Consider the following 16047-nt stretch of genomic DNA (forward strand, 5'->3'; position numbering starts at 1 on the left):
ACTGCAGCGTAAAGATGAAAAGGGTGGCTTGGGCCACCCTTTTTTGTGCCCGCTGCCGTTACACTAACGAACTCGGGCCCGCTTCGACCTGTCTTACCGCAGGTCGTATCGAGGCGACCAATAGATTGCTCAGGAGTGAAGCATGCGTAATTTGATTCTCAGCGCCACGCTGGTCGCCGCCAGCGTATTCGGAATGACTGCCCAGGCTGCCGAGCCCATCGAAGCCGGTCGGGAGTATGTCGAGCTGAGCAACGCCGTACCGGTGTCGGTGCCAGGTAAGATCGAAGTCGTCGAGTTGTTCTGGTACGGCTGCCCGCATTGCTACAGCTTCGAACCAGTGGTTAATCCATGGGCGGAAAAACTGCCCGCCGATGTCAATTTCAAGCGTATCCCCGCCATGTTCGGTGGCCCGTGGGATGCACATGGTCAAATGTTCCTGACCCTCGAAGCCATGGGTGTCGAGCACCAGGTTCATGCTGCAGTGTTTGAAGCGATTCAGGTGCAGCGCAAGAAACTGACCGACCCTGAAGAAATGGCCGAGTTCCTGGCTACCCAAGGTGTCGATAAAGACAAATTCCTCGCCACTTTCAACTCCTTTGCAATCAAAGGCCAGGTACAGAAGGCCAAAGAGCTGGCCAAGAAGTATGAAATCACCGGCGTTCCAAGCATGGTCGTCAACGGCAAGTATCGTTTCGACCTGGGCACTGCCCAAGGTCCACAAGGTGTGCTGAACGTTGCTGACCAACTGATCGCCAAGGAGCGCGCCGCCAAGTAAGCGGCGCCCATCATGCGACGTTGGAAAGCTGAGCGAGGCGTAGGCCTGCATGACCCGCGGGTCAACGAACATCACTTGCAGGCAAATGGCCTGCCAGAGGATGGCAGGCTGCGTCTGCTCAGTTTCAATATCCAGGTGGGTATCAGCACCGAACGTTACCGCCACTACCTGACCAAGAGCTGGCAGCACTTGCTGCCGCATAACGGTCGTGCCGGCAATCTGCAGAAAATCGGTGAATTGCTCGGTGACTTCGACCTGGTCGCCCTTCAGGAAGCCGACGGCGGAAGCCTGCGTTCCGGGTACGTCAATCAGGTCGAGCATCTGGCTCAACTGGGTGCCTTCCCGTACTGGTACCAGCAGCTCAACCGCAACCTTGGGCGCTTTGCTCAGCACAGCAATGGCGTGCTCAGCCGCCTCAAGCCGCAATTGCTCGAAGACCATCCCCTGCCTGGTCCAGCTGGGCGCGGGGCGATTCTGGTGCGTTTTGGTGAAGGCGAAGACGCACTGGTCGTGGTCATGATGCACCTGGCACTGGGTTCGAAGACCCGGGCCCTGCAGCTCGCTTATATCCGTGAATTGATTGGCGGATATCGTCATCAGGTGCTGATGGGCGACATGAATACTCACGCCAATGATCTGCTCGAACACTCTCCCCTACGCGATTTGGGCCTTGTCGCCCCGCAAGTGCAAGCCACCTTCCCCAGTTGGCGGCCGCAGCGCTGCCTTGATCATATTTTGCTCAGCCCGAGCCTGACACTGGAGCGGGTCGAGGTGCTGGCCCAGCCAATTTCCGACCATCTTCCGGTTGCTGTTGAGATTCGTTTGCCTGATGCCCTTGCTATGGATACGCTGCCCGCTTTGAGCTAATTGCCACTACCCTCTGCGGACCCAGGCATGACCGACGAAGCGCAACGCTGGAAAGAAAAGTACCTCAAGAGTATCGAACAGCAAGAGAAGCTCGAGCGCCGTTGGGAAGCCCGCCTCGACTTGTTGCGCCGTGGTCTGGTGCGTAGCACCTTGGCCGCTGAAGGTAGCGATCGGGCGGTGGATCAGTGCATGAAGGAAATGCGCGAAGTTATCCGCACCGACAACATGGATGCCGCCCTGGCTGGGCTCATTCCGCGCCTGGAAAAGGCGGTGCTCGATTCCGAACAGCGTCGAGAAACACGGATCGGCCAGGTAGGTACCGCGTTGAATGCGTTGGTGAGTCAGTTGCAGAGCTTGCCCTTGCCAAGTGATGTCAGTCGTCCGCTGAAAAAGTTCGCCAAGCAACTCGACGCCCGGGCCGGCCAGTCACGCGAAATGCCGCTGTTGCTGGGTGAGCTCAGCAGCCTGCAAGGTCAGGCGCTGTCGGCACTGGAGCGGCCGGAGGAGATCGCGCGTCCCGGCTTGCTACAGCGATTGTTTGGCGGTCGTGAGGCAGAAATCGAAGAGTTGCAGCCGGCTTTTGCAGGTGAAGGACACGCTGTGGCGGGCAGTGTCCCTGCGCTGCAGGCGGCAGTTGGTGCCGAACCACTGCTTGCTCCCGACGAGTCTGCAGACATCGATGAATTGCAGCCCCCCGCCGAAGCTCAAACCACCAGCATCGCTCCTGAAGCCGAAGCCGTGTCGGTAGTCTCGGCGCCAGAAATAGAACTAGAGCGAGAGCGAGAGCGAGAGCCAGAGCCAGAGCTACAGGCACAAGAACCCGAAGCTCTGGAAACCGTCGAGAAATCTGTGGATGCTGAGGCCTCCCTCGCTGCGCATCAGGGTGAAAGCGCCGAAGCGCTACCCGAGGCTATCCAATACGCTCTGCCCGATGGCACCGAACCAAGCTATAGCTCGGTTGCCGCGCACATTGAAGAAACCTTGCTGGGCCTGCTCAACGACCTGGACTTTCCCGAACGCCACAAGGAGCAGGCGCAACATGTGCGCGACCGTTTGGAACATGGCCTGAACTGGTATGAGTTGCTACCGGTACTGGACGACCTGGCCGTGCTCATGCTGGCCATCAACGACAGCGGTCAGCATGAGTTCGAAGCGTACTTGCAACAACTCAACGAAAGACTTGAGTCGTTTCAGAGCCACTTGCAGGAAGCCAGCGAAGGCCATGCCGACAACAGCACCGCTGCCCGTGACCTGGACAGCCAGTTGCGCGAACAGGTCGACGGTTTGCAAAACAGTGTGCAAGGTGCAGCCGATCTGGACAGCCTCAAGTCGGTCCTGGAAAACCGCTTGGAAGGGTTGCTCGGCACAATGGATGAGCATCAGCATCAACGTGATCAGCGCGAGCAGGAAATGGCGGGTCGCTTGCAGGGCTTGGCCGAGCGTGTGGCCAACATGGAACAAGAAGCCATGGGCTATCGCGAGCATCTCGAGGAGCAGCGACAGAAAGCCTTGATCGATCCCTTGACCGGGTTACCCAATCGGGCTGCCTGGTCGGAACGCGTCGACCAGGAGTTGCTGCACTGGCAAGAGAGCGGTGGCCATTTGTTGATGGCTATCCTTGACTTGGACCACTTCAAACGGATCAACGACAGCTACGGCCATTTGGCCGGCGACAAGGTGCTCAAGATAGTCGCCAATGAGTTGCGTAAACGCTTACGCCCCCAGGACTTCATTGCTCGCTTTGGTGGTGAGGAGTTTGTCCTGTTGATTCCACAGACTGCTTTGGCCGCAGGCTGTCGTTTGGTCGAAGCCTTGCGTGCCGCTGTAGAAGCCTGCCCTTTCCACTTCAAGGGCGAGCGCGTGACCATTACCCTGTCGATCGGAATCAGCGCGTTTCGCTCAGGCGAGCGCAGCGAAGTAGTGCTCAAGCGCGCTGATGAAGCGCTTTATCGCGCGAAACATCTCGGTAGAAATCGAGTCGAACAAGGATAAGTGACGGTAGCGTACATACGTTATGCTATTGCATTGCAGATCATCACATGTGCCCTTCACCATGAAAGCCATTTTTACCGCGCTCTTGCTGCTTGCGCTTGCAGGCTGCAGCAGTGGTTTGCGGATCGACCGCAGCCACACTTCGGTCAACCAGGACGGACGCATCCAGTTCGTCGTCCTGCATTACACCAACGCGAACCTCGAGCGCTCCCTGGCGCTGCTGACTCATGGTGAGGTCAGTAGCCACTACCTGATTGGCGACTCGCCGGCGACGGTCTACCAGTTGGTCGATGAAAGTCGCCGCGCCTGGCATGCCGGCGATAGTCGGTGGGATGGGCGTACCTGGCTCAACTCCAGCTCCATCGGTATCGAGATAGTCAACCCGGGTTTCACCGATACACCGGCAGGACGGGTCTGGCAGCCTTATACCGAAGCGCAGATCGAAGCCTTGATCGCGCTGCTCAAGGACATCGTCAAGCGCAACAACATTCAGCCGCGCTACATTGTTGGTCACAGCGACATCGCACCGTCGCGCAAGCTCGACCCTGGTCCGATGTTCCCCTGGAAGCGTCTGGCCGATGCAGGCTTGGGTGTCTGGCCCAACGCGCAAGCAGTGGCTCAGCAGCAGGCGCGCTTCAGCGTCAATCCACCGAGTATCACTTGGTATCAGCAGCAATTGGCACGCTTCGGCTACGCAATCGAGCAGACCGGTGTCTACGATGTCAGTACCAAACATGTTCTGGCAGCCTTCCAGATGCGCTTTCGCCCCCAGCGTTTCGACGGCGTAGCAGATGCACAAACGGCTGCGATGTTGCAGGTACTCAATGGCCGCTGAGTAACGACGCCGCCAAACGGCCAGGCTGACTTGACCGGCAGTTGCTATACCTCTTGGTATTCAACTGGGTGTTTCTTGATGTCAGCTGCTATTTCTGTGCTGCGCCACTTGCTCTACCGTCCCTGGTTACTGGCCACACTTGCGGCTTCGGCCAGCGCAATCTTGTTGCTGCTCGCCAGCATCGGCGTGGCCATGCATCAGATGCAATTGAGTGAAAGCGACCAGATGAACGCCAAGGGCGAGCGCTTTCTCGAGCGTTTAGAGCAGATTTTCGGGCAACTGCGCGAAGGTGTTGATCAGTTGGAAGCGCAACCGCTTCGCGGTTGTGACGCAGCGATGCTCAATGTCTTGCAGATGGTTGGCTTCAATTATCGCTTCGTCTATGAAGCAGCCTACGTTGATGGCACGGTGGCCTGCTCCAATCGAATTGGGCAGCGCACCATCAGCCCTTTGCGACCTCCGGATATTCATGGACCGACCTATAGCTATTGGTTGAACACCACCACCGAGCCAGATGACAACATTGCCGCGCTGATGTTGGGACGTGGCAAATTCCTGGTAGCTACCTCGCGCGGGCATTTGACGGATGTAGTCGATCTACCTCCCGATGGTAGCTTGCTGGTGGTGCTGGATAACGGTACGCGGGCTGTGCCGGTGCTGGGTCCTCCTCAGGTTTGGCCGCCCTCCTCTGACTGGCCGCCGAAATCCAAGGACTCGCTGCTGGAATTGCCCGACCGACTGGTTTACCTGATGCCCACCAAGTCGCCCGACTATGAGTTGGCGTTGATCGTGCCGCGTGCCAGTTTGCCGCTGAAGATGAACGGGGTGTTGTGGCTGCTTTTTCCCGGCAGCCTGGTGTTGGCGTGGTGCCTGGGTTGGTTGGTGCTGCAGTTGGTACGTCAGCGGCGCTCGATGAGTTCCGAACTGCAGGGCGCGCTGCGTCGGGGCGAATTGCAGGTGCTGTACCAGCCGATCTTCGAGCTCAATAGCCGTCGCTGTGTCGGGGCTGAGGCGTTGGTGCGCTGGCGTCGACCGGACGGTACCTTGACCAGCCCTGACCTGTTTATTCCGCTGGCGGAAAATACCGGGCAGATTCGACCGATCACCGACTTCGTGCTGCAGCGGGTACTTGAACAGTTAGGGCAGCTTCTGCGCTCCAATCGGCAGTTGTACGTATCGGTCAATCTGGCCGCCTGTGACGTGATGGTGCCTCGGATTGGCAGAGTGGCTGCACGTCTACTGGCAATGCACCATGTCTCTGCCAGTCAGATTGCGTTCGAAGTTACCGAGCGCGGCCTGATCGACGTCGTGGTTGCTCGTGACAACTTACAGTCCTTGCGGGCGTGCGGCCACCAGGTATTGATCGATGACTTCGGTACAGGTTATTGCAGCCTGGCTTACTTGCAGACACTTCCGGTGGACTGCCTGAAAATCGACAAGGCTTTTATCGACGCTCTTGGACATGATGCGGCCAGCAGCGGTGTGGCACCCCACATCATTCGTATGGCGCATGCCTTGCAGTTGCGGGTCATAGCGGAAGGCATTGAATACGAAGACCAGGCCTTGCTGCTCAACAGCGAAGGTGTCGATTATGGCCAGGGCTGGCTATTTGCACATCCGCTCAGTGCCCGTCAGTTCGTCGAGTTGATCACCCGGGGGCGGCGCATGGCGCCGCGGCGGATCGACGATGAAGCCTGAGGGTGCTGTGCGGTTTCAAACTGGCAAGGCCATATAGAACTGAGTGCCTTGCCCGGGGCGGGAATAAACACCCATGCGCCCGCCATGCAATTGAACAATCTCCTTGCACAGTGCCAGTCCCAGACCCGCTCCCCCTTTTTTACGACCTACCTGCACGAACGGCTCAAATATCCGTCCCTGCTGGCTATAGGCGATACCTTCACCGTTGTCTTCAATGCTAATGATGACCCGTTCCGCTTGCCGCCTGGCATGCAGGCGAATACTGCCGGCCACTGGGGTATGGCGAACGGCGTTGTCGAGCAGGTTGTCAATGACCCGATCCAGTTGCGCAGGATCGGCTTGGATATGTGGCAGCGGCGTCGCCAGTTCTACCTGAAGTTCGATTTGCTTGTCACTGGCGGGGCCGGCAAATCGCGTGCAGGCACGGGCCAGTAACTCGTCGACAGCGCAGGGCATCAATTCCAGCTTTTGCTGCCCGCTTTGGTAGCGGGAGAAGTTCAGCAGGTCATTTATCAGTTGCGTCAGGCGCTGCATTTCCTCGCCGATGGTATCGAGCAAATCGGTCTCTCGCGCTTGCGCAGGGAAGGTCAGCCGCTCTCGCAGCAGTCCGAAGGCCATGTGCATTCCGGTGACCGGAGTGCGCAGTTCGTGCGAAGCACGTAGGACGAACTCGCTGCGTACTCGCTCGAAGATGCGCTGCTCAGTCACGTCATTAAGTACCATGACCGCACCGAGGATCTGCCCGTCAGGATGGCAAACAGGGGTCATGCGATAAGCCAGCAGCCGCGGTTCGTCATCTATCTCCAGACTCAGGTCCTCAGGTACCCGGTCAAGGCTCGCGCCGCGAAGCACCCGTTGCAGCTGTTCCTCCAGACCCGGTCGCTGCAAGGCGTCGCTCAGGCCGACACCCAGGCGGCTGTCATCCCAGCTCAGCTGACGGCGGGCCACTGGGTTGATGTGCTCAAGGTGGCCTTGGCGATCAATGATCAATAGACCGTCGTCGATGCTGTCGAGCACCGCTTGCAGGCGCTGCTGGCCTGTGAGCATTTCGTCGATGTTGGTTGCCTGATGCTTGTTCAAGGCCTCAGCCATCAAGCCGAAGCGCCGAGTCAGTTGGTTGATCTCAAGCGCATGGGCCGTCGGCAAGGTGATTTTGAAGTCGCCCTGGCCTATCTGGTCAGCCGCTTTGGCCAGGGCCTCGATAGGTTGCCCGAAGCGTCGAGCCAGACTATGGGCGGTGACAAAGCCCAGGATAAGTACGCTTAAACCCACCAGGCCGAGCAGCGCTGAAATCATCAAGGCGCGTTCATAGCTGCGCTGTTCATTATCATTGATATGCTCGAGCGCTCGCTTGTGGGCATCGACCAGACTGCTGCGCAGCGCCCCGAATGCTTTGCCCAGCGGTTGTTCGGGCCCCAGGCCATGGGCGGGAACCGGGGTGCCGTTAAAGGTCTCGAGGTACTGCTGATAAAGGGCATTGGTACTGACGAAACCGGCGTCGGCATCATGGCTTTTACCCCGTTTGACCCCTTCGTCCAACAGCTTTTGAAACTGCGCCTGCAGATTGCCAAGTGCGTTCATATCGGCTGATTCGTTCAGCATCAATGTCAGCTGTTCGCCAAGGTTTTGCCGTAGCTTCAGGCCCAGATCCAGGGTGGCAGCGTTTTCGCGGATCAGCGCTTGCTGGGTGTTAGCCATTTGCAAAACACTGACCAGGCCAAGTAGCAAGCCAAACAGCGCTACTGTAATCAGCGCCGAAATGCTGAGAAAAAGCTGCGTACGCAGCTTCATCGACCATTTCATAAGTTGTACTGCTTACGTTTGCGATACAGCGTCGAGGCGTCGATACCCAGGGTTTTTGCGGCTTGGTCCAGGGTTTCACTGGTAGCAAGCACCGCTCCGATATGGGCACGTTCCAACTCGTCGAGACTCAGCGAGGCACCGACACGTGGCGCGTTGGTGGCCGGTTGTTCCGCCATGCCCAAGTGGCTGATTTCAACCCGCTCCTGAGAGCAGATGATACTGGCCCGCTCGACTACGTTGCGCAATTCGCGGATGTTCCCCGGCCAGCGGTAATTGAGGAGGGCTGCCCGCGCTTCTTCGCTGAAGATGCGTGCTGGCCTCGAGTACTCTTTCACAAAGCGCGCAAGGAAGCGGTCGGCGAGGGTCAGGATGTCTTCGCTGCGTTCGCGCAACGGAGGTAGATGCAACGTGATCACGTTCAGGCGATAAAGCAGGTCTTCGCGAAAGCGACCCTCGCGGACCATGTCCTCAAGGTTGAGGTTGGTGGCGGCCAGAATGCGTACATCGGCGCGGCGGGTAACCGGGTCGCCGACACGTTCGTACTCTTTGTCTTGAATAAAGCGCAGCAGTTTGGGTTGCAACGTCAGCGGGAAGTCTCCGATCTCGTCGAGGAACAGGGTGCCGCCGTCGGCTTGATTGACTCGGCCCAGGGTGCTTTCACTGGCCCCGGTGAACGCGCCGCGGCTATGACCGAACAACTCGCTTTCCATCAACTCGGCAGTGAGCGACGGACAGTTGATGGTTGTGCAGGCCTTGCGCGCGCGTTTGCTCCAGCCGTGAACCGCTCTGGCCAATTCGCCCTTACCCGTGCCGGATTCTCCGAGAATCAGGATGTTGGCATCGGTGCCGGCCACCTGGCGCGCGGTTTCCAGCACAGCCATCATGGCCGGGCTGTGCGAATCCAGGCCGTCCTTGGGTTTGAGTATTTCTCCTTCCAACGCTTCAAGCCGCGCCGACAGCTGGCGTACCTCCAATTGCTTGGCTGCTGCCAGACGCAACTGATCAGGGCTGCAAGGCTTGATCAGATAGTCCGCTGCTCCGGCCTGGATCGCGTCGACGGCGGTATCGACCGCAGAGTGGGCCGTTACGATGACGATGCGCATCCAGGGAGCCTGGATACGCATTTGTGCCAGTACATCCAGGCCGTTGTCTTCGCCCAGGCGCAAATCAAGGAAACACAGGTCGAAGACCTGGCGTTGAAGCAACGTCTCGGCTTGCGTCGCGCTGGTGGCGGTGGCCACGCTGTAGCCTTCATCTTCAAGGCAATATCGGAAGGTACGCAGAATGGCAGATTCGTCGTCCACCAACAGGATACGGCCTTGATGTTCCTGGGCTGACTCCATTTCCTACGCTCCTTTTAGATTGATCTTTACTTAGTGCCGGAGAAATCGGGCAAGTTGCATGCCTTTCTCTGATTTATTCCGATCACTGCATGGTAGCTCCTGTCCATCCACATATCTAACTCATTGAAAACTTTAGAGTGATCTCCTTTGTAGGACCTTGCGGCGCACACAGCTGTCCAACTGGTTTGTGCTCTGTAGGAGGTTTTCCCATGGCTGCTCCATACCGACTGGCAGTTGCTGCTGCCATGTTGCTTTCGCTACCGCTGGCTGCTTCTGCCGCCGAATCCCTCCCTACGCCCGCTCACCAAGCGCGGTTGGAGGGCGGGCTGCAAACTGCGCTGGCACTGAATCGGCTGCTCAATCCCTACAAGATAGAAGTGCGGGTTGAAGGAAAAACCGCGTATTTACAGGGCGAAGTCGAAAACCAAGTCGAGCGGCATCTGGCCGAGCAAGTTGCCCTGGCGACCCGCGGTATCGACAGCGTTGAGAACCAACTGCGGGTGAATGCCGAGCTGGTCGAGCAGCCTCTGGAGCGACGTGCTTACGCCCAGCGCTTGGAGGACGCGACGCTGGCTTCAGTCATTCAGGCACGCTTGCTGTGGAGTACCCATACCCAGGCGGTACCTATAGAAGTGGAAAGCCGCGACGGCGTGGTGACCTTGCGAGGCCAGGTGAACAGCGCTGAGGCCAAGGAACTGGCGGGCGTTCTGGCGGGGTCCACAGAGGGGGTGTTTCTGGTCAATAACCTGATCAGCCTGAGCGCCGCTGATATGGCCAAGCTGCGAGAAGAACAGCAACAGGTACGGATCGACCCACAGCTTAGTGATGCCTGGATCAATGACAAGATTCAGACCAGCTTCATGTACAGCCGAAACCTCGACGGCCCGAATATTAAGGTTGCCACCCAAGATGGCGTCGTGCGCCTGTCTGGCGAGGTAGTCAGCAGTGAACAGAAAACCATTGCGGTGGAAGTGGCACGGCAAATTCGCGGCGTACGAGGTGTTGACGCAGACATGCTCAAGATCGCCAGCAAAGTCTCAGGTTAATCATGCAAATCGCACGGTCGCCCAACGGGCATCGTGCAGGATACGCACCAAATAATTCGTCTTTATTTTTTAACTTATTGATTTATATAGAAAATATATTAAAGCGGTGACTGGCATGCACTCTGCAATAACTACTGCAAGACAACAATGAATGCAGCAGGAGGAGCACGGCATGAACCGCCACACCGCCACCTTAGTGCAACTATCGCCACATCAATTGCGCCAGGGACTGCTCCTCAGTTTGACGCTGCTGCTAACCCTCATTGCTGGCCAGCTCTATCACAACTGGCAAGTCGTACAGAGTGCTCACGAGATAGCAGTTCGAGCCGCCTTGGTAATCAAGGCGCCGGTGGCTAACCCTCCGATGCTTATGCAATCTCGGCCGCAGGCCGCGAGTGCCGCCTCGGTGGATACCACTACACCGCGTGATCGTTGGGTGTTCTAAGCATTGTCCGAGGATTTATTTCAAGAACGGTAAGGAGAATCACCATGTTGAGTTGGGCTATCACCTTTCTGATTATCGCCATTGTCGCTGCAGTGTTGGGCTTCGGTGGTATCGCGGGCGCCGCTACCGGTATTGCGAAGATTCTGTTCATCGTATTCCTGGTGCTGTTCATAGCCTCCTTCTTCTTTGGTCGTCGTGGTAGAGGTTGAATAAACGCAGGTACTGAGTGGCGTCGCCATTTACGTACATATATAGAAGCTGAACCTTTTTCTGTTTCACGCTTCTATGTTGCGTCCGCCCGAGGACGGCAGGCGCATGACCAAGGGGCCGGGCAGCTTTGATTGTTTCAGGATCGGAGAGGCCTAGGGGTACAGGGAGTGCCTCCGACGAGGGCCGGGTCAGGTGAAGCGATAGCGGAAGTCTCAGGTCGAACAACTGCTTTTCAGGCAAGGTGTTTGATCGAGCTTCCGTATCGCTGTGAGCATTGATCGTTAGCTATCTATTTTCCCAAGCTTTCCCGCCAGACGTGCGTAGGCACATTTTCATGCGACCGTACATCGATATTTTTTCACCCCGCCAGGGGTGCTTGATCGAGGTGCTTTCACGCATTCGGATTGTCGAACAACCGTGTTTTCCACTCAGGAGGATACGTCTAAATCTGCCGAAATGTGGCGCTTTGGCCATCGTCGGATTTCCGAACGCTCGCTAAAAAGCCCTCTGGGACGCTCGTTTTGGCGTAAAAGGATCATGCCGATTCGGCATAGGGTAGTCGTTTACGGCATTAGACGCCCCCCCCTCACGTGGGAATAGTTGCGCCTTTTTTCGCTGGGCCGAACGTTCCTACGCTCGCCTGCGGTGACCTTCTACGGAGTCATCTGCCAATAACCATTCACGATCAAAATGACGCTTGAGCAGGTCTAGGTCGCGGTTGTTTGTCAGACGCCCGTGTCCACTTGAAGAAAAGGTAACGACATGAAGAAGGCAAAGCTAAGCCTCGCCTGGCAGATCCTCATCGGTCTGGTACTGGGGATTGCGATCGGCGCTTTACTGAATCATTTCAGTGCAGAAAAGGCATGGTGGATCAGTAACGTCCTGCAACCTGCTGGGGACATCTTCATTCGCCTGATCAAGATGATCGTCATCCCAATCGTGATCTCGTCACTGATTGTGGGTATCGCCGGGGTAGGCGACGCGAAAAAGTTGGGCAGTATCGGTCTGAAGACCATTATTTACTTCGAGGTGGTCACGACCATCGCGATCGTGGTGGGTCTGGTTCTGGCTAACCTGTTCCACCCGGGTGCAGGTATCGACATGAGTACCCTCGGTACCGTCGATATCTCCAAATATCAGGCGACCGCGGCCGAGGTTCAGCATGAACACGCGTTCATCGAGACGATCCTCAACCTGATTCCGTCGAACATCTTCGCAGCGCTGATGCGTGGCGAAATGCTGCCGATCATCTTCTTCTCGGTATTGTTTGGCCTTGGTTTGTCGAGCCTGCAGGCAGACATCCGCGACCCGTTGGTGAAAACCTTCCAGGGCGTCTCCGAAGCCATGTTCAAGGTCACTCACATGATCATGAACTACGCGCCAATCGGTGTATTCGCGTTGATCGCCGTGACCGTCGCCAACTTCGGCTTTGCCTCGCTGTTGCCGTTGGCCAAGCTGGTGCTGCTGGTGTACTTCGCCATCGCCTTCTTCGCCTTCATGGTCCTTGGCCTGATCGCCCGCCTGTTTGGCTTCTCGGTGATCAAGCTGATGCGTATCTTCAAGGATGAGTTGGTCCTGGCCTACTCCACCGCCAGCTCCGAAACCGTGCTGCCGCGAGTGATCGAGAAGATGGAAGCCTACGGTGCGCCGAAAGCCATCTGCAGCTTCGTGGTTCCGACCGGTTATTCGTTCAACCTCGACGGCTCTACCTTGTACCAGAGCATCGCGGCCATCTTCATTGCCCAGCTGTATGGCATCGACCTGTCGATCAGCCAGCAGTTGCTGCTGGTTCTGACCCTGATGGTTACCTCCAAGGGCATCGCCGGTGTACCGGGTGTTTCCTTCGTGGTTCTGTTGGCCACCCTGGGCAGCGTTGGTATCCCGCTGGAAGGCCTGGCATTCATCGCCGGTGTCGACCGTGTCATGGACATGGCCCGTACCGCACTGAACGTGATCGGTAACGCCCTGGCTGTGCTGGTTATCGCACGCTGGGAAGGCATGTACGACGACGCCAAAGGTCAGCGCTACTGGAACTCGCTGCCGCACTGGCGCAGCAAAGAAGCGGTGCCTGCTGGTAAGACGGCCAACGATTGAGACATCGCCTGGCTGACTGAATGAGCCCCGACCTGGTCGGGGCTTTTTCTTTGTAGGCCTTGCCCAGATCCCTGATCGGCTTTCAACCATCTTGCAGCGGTGCATTGCTCGACCTCTGCCGTTATCATTCGTCGCAACTTTGTGGGGGAACAACGGATGCTCAACGGCCTTTGGCTTGGTTTTTTCTTGGTCGCAGCCGTCTCAGCGCTGGCGCAATGGCTGATAGGTGGCAATGCCGGGATCTTTGCCGCAATGGTTGAGAGCATTTTCGCCATGGCCAAACTGTCGGTTGAAGTCATGGTCTTGCTGTTCGGCACCTTGACCCTCTGGCTGGGCTTTCTGAAGATTGCCGAAAAGGCAGGCATTGTCGATTGGTTGGCCAAGGTTCTCGGCCCGCTCTTCGCCCGTCTGATGCCCGAAGTTCCACCCGGCCATCCAGCACTGGGCTTGATTACCTTGAACTTCGCCGCCAATGGCCTGGGCCTGGACAACGCCGCCACACCCATTGGCCTGAAAGCCATGCGCGCTCTGCAGGAGCTCAACCCCAGCTCGACTACGGCTAGCAACGCGCAAATTCTTTTCCTGGTGCTCAATGCGTCTTCCCTGACATTGCTGCCGGTGACTATCTTTATGTACCGCGCCCAGCAAGGCGCCACCGATCCAACCCTGGTATTTCTGCCAATCCTGCTGGCGACCAGTGCTTCGACCCTGGTGGGTCTGCTTTCGGTCGCGGTGATGCAACGCCTGCGTCTTTGGGACCCGGTAGTCCTGGCTTATCTGATTCCTGGCGCCCTGATACTGGGCGGCTTCATGGCTTTTCTCGGCACCCTTTCGGCCACCGCCTTGGCCGGGCTGTCGTCGATCCTGGGCAACCTGACCTTGTTCGGCTTGATCATCCTGTTTCTGGTGATTGGTGCGTTCAAGCGGGTGAAGGTGTATGAAACCTTTGTGGAAGGCGCCAAGGAGGGTTTTGACGTTGCCAAAAGCCTGCTGCCCTATCTGGTTGCCATGCTCTGCGCAGTCGGCGTACTGCGCGCTTCAGGGGCCCTGGAGCTGAGTCTGGATGGCATTCGGCATGTGGTTGAGTGGCTGGGTATGGATACGCGCTTTGTCGAAGGCTTGCCGACTGCACTGGTCAAGCCCTTCTCTGGCAGTGCCGCTCGGGCGATGTTGATCGAAACCATGCAGACCCACGGCGTCGACAGCTTTCCGGCACTGGTGGCCGCAACTATCCAGGGCAGCACAGAGACCACCTTCTATGTACTGGCAGTCTACTTTGGCGCTGTCGGCATTCAGCGTGCCCGCCACGCGGTGGGCTGCGCCTTGCTTGCCGAGTTGTCCGGGGTCATCGCGGCTATCTGCGTCTGCTACTGGTTCTTCGCCTGAACCTGCGCTCGGTTGGCCTGGGCCAAGGTCCAGTCGACCAGTTGCGCCATTAACCTGTCACTGGCAGCGCCAAAGCCGCTGACCACTGCTGGTACATCCTTGTCGCTAAGCGGCTGGTGCACTTCAAAGCGTCGGCTGGCAAGGATGCGCTGGTCGCGCCCTTGCACCAGGCGTGCGTCGTAGCGGATCACCACCATCAGTCCCTCGGCACGGTATTCGCTCTGGAATGCCTGGAGCTCACCCGCCAACTCATAGTCAGCCTGCAGGTTGCTGTCGTCGGCACTGAGGCGCGGCACGCGACCATCACTTTGGAAGGCATCGAGCATGCGGTTGCGCAGCAGCAGGGGCGCCGGATCACTCCAGCGTGCCCCCTTATAGTGACTGATCAAATCACCCTGTGGCGCCACGGCAATTTTCGGGTTGTTCAGGGCATCACTGGCCAAGGGCTTGTTCAGGCGCAGCGACCAGTTCGCTGCACTGCTCGCTGGCGCTGGCTGAGTGACTTGTAGCAACGGCAGGCGGTAGACATCGGCAGGCTCCGGTTTGGGCAGGATCGAGCAGGCACTGCCCAGGCTCAGCGCCACAGCCAGGGCCAGGTAGCGGCAGGTGCGACTCATGGGGTGAACTCCTTGTTGGTGTCACGGCCAAGCAGGTAACCGCTGGGGTTGGCTTCCAGGCGCTGGGAGATAGCTTTCAACGAATTGAGGGTCTCGCGCAGTTCGCGAATGGCAGGCGCCAGTTGGTTGAGCCCCTGTGCGCCGCCATCCAGCGCTTCACGGTTGTCGTTGATCAGGCTATTGATGGTCGCAGTGCTTTGCGCCAGCGACTGCATGGCCTGTTCCGCGCTGCCGAAGGCCTGCTTGCCCTGGTTGCTCAGCAGGCCATTGGCATTGCGCATCAGTTCGCTGGTCTGCTCAAGCATGGAGCTGGCTTGGCTGCCGATCTGGGCCAATTGCTGAATCGCGGTACGAATATCGCCACGCTGTTCGCTGAATGCAGCAGTGGTTTGCTCAAGATGATTCAAGGTGTTGGTCAGGCTGGCGGCGTTGTCTTCGGAAAACAGCTTGTTAGCGTTGTGCACCAGCATGTTGATGTTGGTCAGCAGATCACTGCCGTCATCCAGCAGGCGAGCAATAGGTGATGGCGACGCAACGATCACTGGCAGCTTGCCATCCTTGCCCTTGAGCTCGGGACTATGTGGTGTACCGCCGCTGAGCTGGATGAACGAAGTACCGGTAATGCCGGTCAAGGTCAGTTTCGCCTTGGTGTCTTCCTTTACCGGCGTATCGGCGCTCAAGCGCACCTGAGCCAACACTCGGCGAGGATCGTTGGGATCAAGACGCAAACTGGTGACATCCCCCACCTTGATACCGCTGTACTGTACCGAGCTGCCCCGGGACAAACCCGACACCGCTTCGTTGAAGACCACCTCGTAATCCTTGAAAGTGGCGTCGACGCTGGACTTGGTCAGCCATAGGCCAAACAGCATGGCGCCGGCGACCACAATGACCGTGACCAGGCCGATCAGCACGTGATGTGCACGGGTTTCCATT

The 16047-nt window shown here is 57.8% G+C and carries 14 protein-coding genes; 10 read left to right on the top strand and 4 right to left on the bottom strand.

From position 1 onward, the window contains the following. The first annotated feature begins 142 nt into the window (after window positions 1-142). The 5 genes from dsbA (at window position 143) to D3Z90_RS00415 (ending at window position 6167) form a co-directional block, all read left to right on the top strand. A complete protein-coding gene (gene dsbA / locus D3Z90_RS00395) occupies window positions 143-775 on the top strand; it encodes a thiol:disulfide interchange protein DsbA (RefSeq protein ID WP_136473897.1) in 633 nt (210 codons plus the stop codon). 9 nt (window positions 776-784) lie between these two features. Continuing rightward, window positions 785-1642, top strand: a complete 858-nt coding sequence (locus D3Z90_RS00400; protein WP_168198501.1) for an endonuclease/exonuclease/phosphatase family protein — start codon at window positions 785-787, stop codon at window positions 1640-1642. A gap of 27 nt (window positions 1643-1669) precedes the next feature. Then, window positions 1670-3634, top strand: a complete 1965-nt coding sequence (locus D3Z90_RS00405) for a diguanylate cyclase (protein ID WP_136473899.1) — start codon at window positions 1670-1672, stop codon at window positions 3632-3634. A gap of 61 nt (window positions 3635-3695) precedes the next feature. Beyond that, window positions 3696-4469, top strand: a complete 774-nt coding sequence (locus D3Z90_RS00410; RefSeq protein WP_136473900.1) for an N-acetylmuramoyl-L-alanine amidase — start codon at window positions 3696-3698, stop codon at window positions 4467-4469. Between the two features lie 78 nt (window positions 4470-4547). Then, complete coding sequence (locus tag D3Z90_RS00415) at window positions 4548-6167, top strand: EAL domain-containing protein (RefSeq protein ID WP_136473901.1); 1620 nt, start codon at window positions 4548-4550, stop codon at window positions 6165-6167. A gap of 15 nt (window positions 6168-6182) precedes the next feature. Here D3Z90_RS00415 and D3Z90_RS00420 read toward each other — a convergent pair whose 3' ends face one another. Together D3Z90_RS00420 and algB are read right to left on the bottom strand one after the other, a co-directional pair. Further along, window positions 6183-7970, bottom strand: a complete 1788-nt coding sequence (locus D3Z90_RS00420; protein WP_136473902.1) for an ATP-binding protein — start codon at window positions 7968-7970, stop codon at window positions 6183-6185. Further along, the gene (gene algB, locus D3Z90_RS00425) at window positions 7967-9313 is read right to left on the bottom strand and encodes a sigma-54-dependent response regulator transcription factor AlgB (protein WP_136473903.1); all 1347 of its coding nucleotides are present in this window, start codon (window positions 9311-9313) and stop codon (window positions 7967-7969) included. The genes D3Z90_RS00420 and algB overlap by 4 nt, the downstream gene beginning before the upstream one ends. A gap of 209 nt (window positions 9314-9522) precedes the next feature. Here algB and D3Z90_RS00430 point away from each other — a divergent pair, with 209 nt between their 5' ends. From D3Z90_RS00430 to D3Z90_RS00450, 5 genes are all read left to right on the top strand, one after another. After that, the gene (locus D3Z90_RS00430; RefSeq protein WP_136473904.1) at window positions 9523-10359 is read left to right on the top strand and encodes a BON domain-containing protein; all 837 of its coding nucleotides are present in this window, start codon (window positions 9523-9525) and stop codon (window positions 10357-10359) included. 172 nt (window positions 10360-10531) lie between these two features. Further along, window positions 10532-10804 (top strand): hypothetical protein, encoded by a 273-nt coding sequence (locus D3Z90_RS00435; RefSeq protein WP_136473905.1) that lies wholly within the window; start codon window positions 10532-10534, stop codon window positions 10802-10804. 44 nt (window positions 10805-10848) lie between these two features. Next, a complete protein-coding gene (locus D3Z90_RS00440) occupies window positions 10849-11013 on the top strand; it encodes a DUF1328 domain-containing protein (RefSeq protein ID WP_136473906.1) in 165 nt (54 codons plus the stop codon). A gap of 763 nt (window positions 11014-11776) precedes the next feature. Further along, a complete protein-coding gene (gene gltP / locus D3Z90_RS00445; protein ID WP_136473907.1) occupies window positions 11777-13108 on the top strand; it encodes a glutamate/aspartate:proton symporter GltP in 1332 nt (443 codons plus the stop codon). A 156-nt stretch (window positions 13109-13264) separates the two neighbouring features. Then, window positions 13265-14494, top strand: coding sequence for a nucleoside recognition domain-containing protein (locus tag D3Z90_RS00450; protein WP_136473908.1), 1230 nt, complete (start codon window positions 13265-13267; stop codon window positions 14492-14494). On the opposite strand, the gene D3Z90_RS00455 is transcribed toward D3Z90_RS00450, so the two are convergent. After that, window positions 14476-15111: an ABC-type transport auxiliary lipoprotein family protein gene (locus D3Z90_RS00455; protein ID WP_136473909.1), complete on the bottom strand. Its 636-nt coding sequence runs from the start codon at window positions 15109-15111 to the stop codon at window positions 14476-14478. The two genes, D3Z90_RS00450 and D3Z90_RS00455, sit on opposite strands and share 19 nt — an antisense overlap. Beyond that, window positions 15108-16046, bottom strand: a complete 939-nt coding sequence (locus D3Z90_RS00460) for an MlaD family protein (RefSeq protein ID WP_136473910.1) — start codon at window positions 16044-16046, stop codon at window positions 15108-15110. The genes D3Z90_RS00455 and D3Z90_RS00460 overlap by 4 nt, the downstream gene beginning before the upstream one ends. Window position 16047 lies beyond the last annotated feature (1 nt).

It is taken from the genome of Pseudomonas sp. DG56-2, assembly GCF_004803755.1.
Classification (GTDB): Bacteria; Pseudomonadota; Gammaproteobacteria; order Pseudomonadales; family Pseudomonadaceae; genus Aquipseudomonas; species Aquipseudomonas auratipiscis.

Excerpts from the sequence above, each read along its gene's own strand:
- D3Z90_RS00450 (WP_136473908.1), top strand. The coding sequence starts at position 13,265 with ATGCTCAACGGCCTTTGGCTTGGTTTTTTCTTGGTCGCAGCCGTCTCA.
- D3Z90_RS00430 (WP_136473904.1), top strand. The coding sequence starts at position 9,523 with ATGGCTGCTCCATACCGACTGGCAGTTGCTGCTGCCATGTTGCTTTCG.
- D3Z90_RS00435 (WP_136473905.1), top strand. The coding sequence starts at position 10,532 with ATGAACCGCCACACCGCCACCTTAGTGCAACTATCGCCACATCAATTG.
- D3Z90_RS00410 (WP_136473900.1), top strand. The coding sequence starts at position 3,696 with ATGAAAGCCATTTTTACCGCGCTCTTGCTGCTTGCGCTTGCAGGCTGC.
- D3Z90_RS00405 (WP_136473899.1), top strand. The coding sequence starts at position 1,670 with ATGACCGACGAAGCGCAACGCTGGAAAGAAAAGTACCTCAAGAGTATC.
- dsbA (WP_136473897.1), top strand. The coding sequence starts at position 143 with ATGCGTAATTTGATTCTCAGCGCCACGCTGGTCGCCGCCAGCGTATTC.
- D3Z90_RS00415 (WP_136473901.1), top strand. The coding sequence starts at position 4,548 with ATGTCAGCTGCTATTTCTGTGCTGCGCCACTTGCTCTACCGTCCCTGG.
- D3Z90_RS00420 (WP_136473902.1), bottom strand. The coding sequence starts at position 7,970 with ATGAAATGGTCGATGAAGCTGCGTACGCAGCTTTTTCTCAGCATTTCG.
- D3Z90_RS00460 (WP_136473910.1), bottom strand. The coding sequence starts at position 16,046 with ATGGAAACCCGTGCACATCACGTGCTGATCGGCCTGGTCACGGTCATT.
- D3Z90_RS00440 (WP_136473906.1), top strand. The coding sequence starts at position 10,849 with ATGTTGAGTTGGGCTATCACCTTTCTGATTATCGCCATTGTCGCTGCA.
- algB (WP_136473903.1), bottom strand. The coding sequence starts at position 9,313 with ATGGAGTCAGCCCAGGAACATCAAGGCCGTATCCTGTTGGTGGACGAC.
- D3Z90_RS00455 (WP_136473909.1), bottom strand. The coding sequence starts at position 15,111 with ATGAGTCGCACCTGCCGCTACCTGGCCCTGGCTGTGGCGCTGAGCCTG.
- gltP (WP_136473907.1), top strand. The coding sequence starts at position 11,777 with ATGAAGAAGGCAAAGCTAAGCCTCGCCTGGCAGATCCTCATCGGTCTG.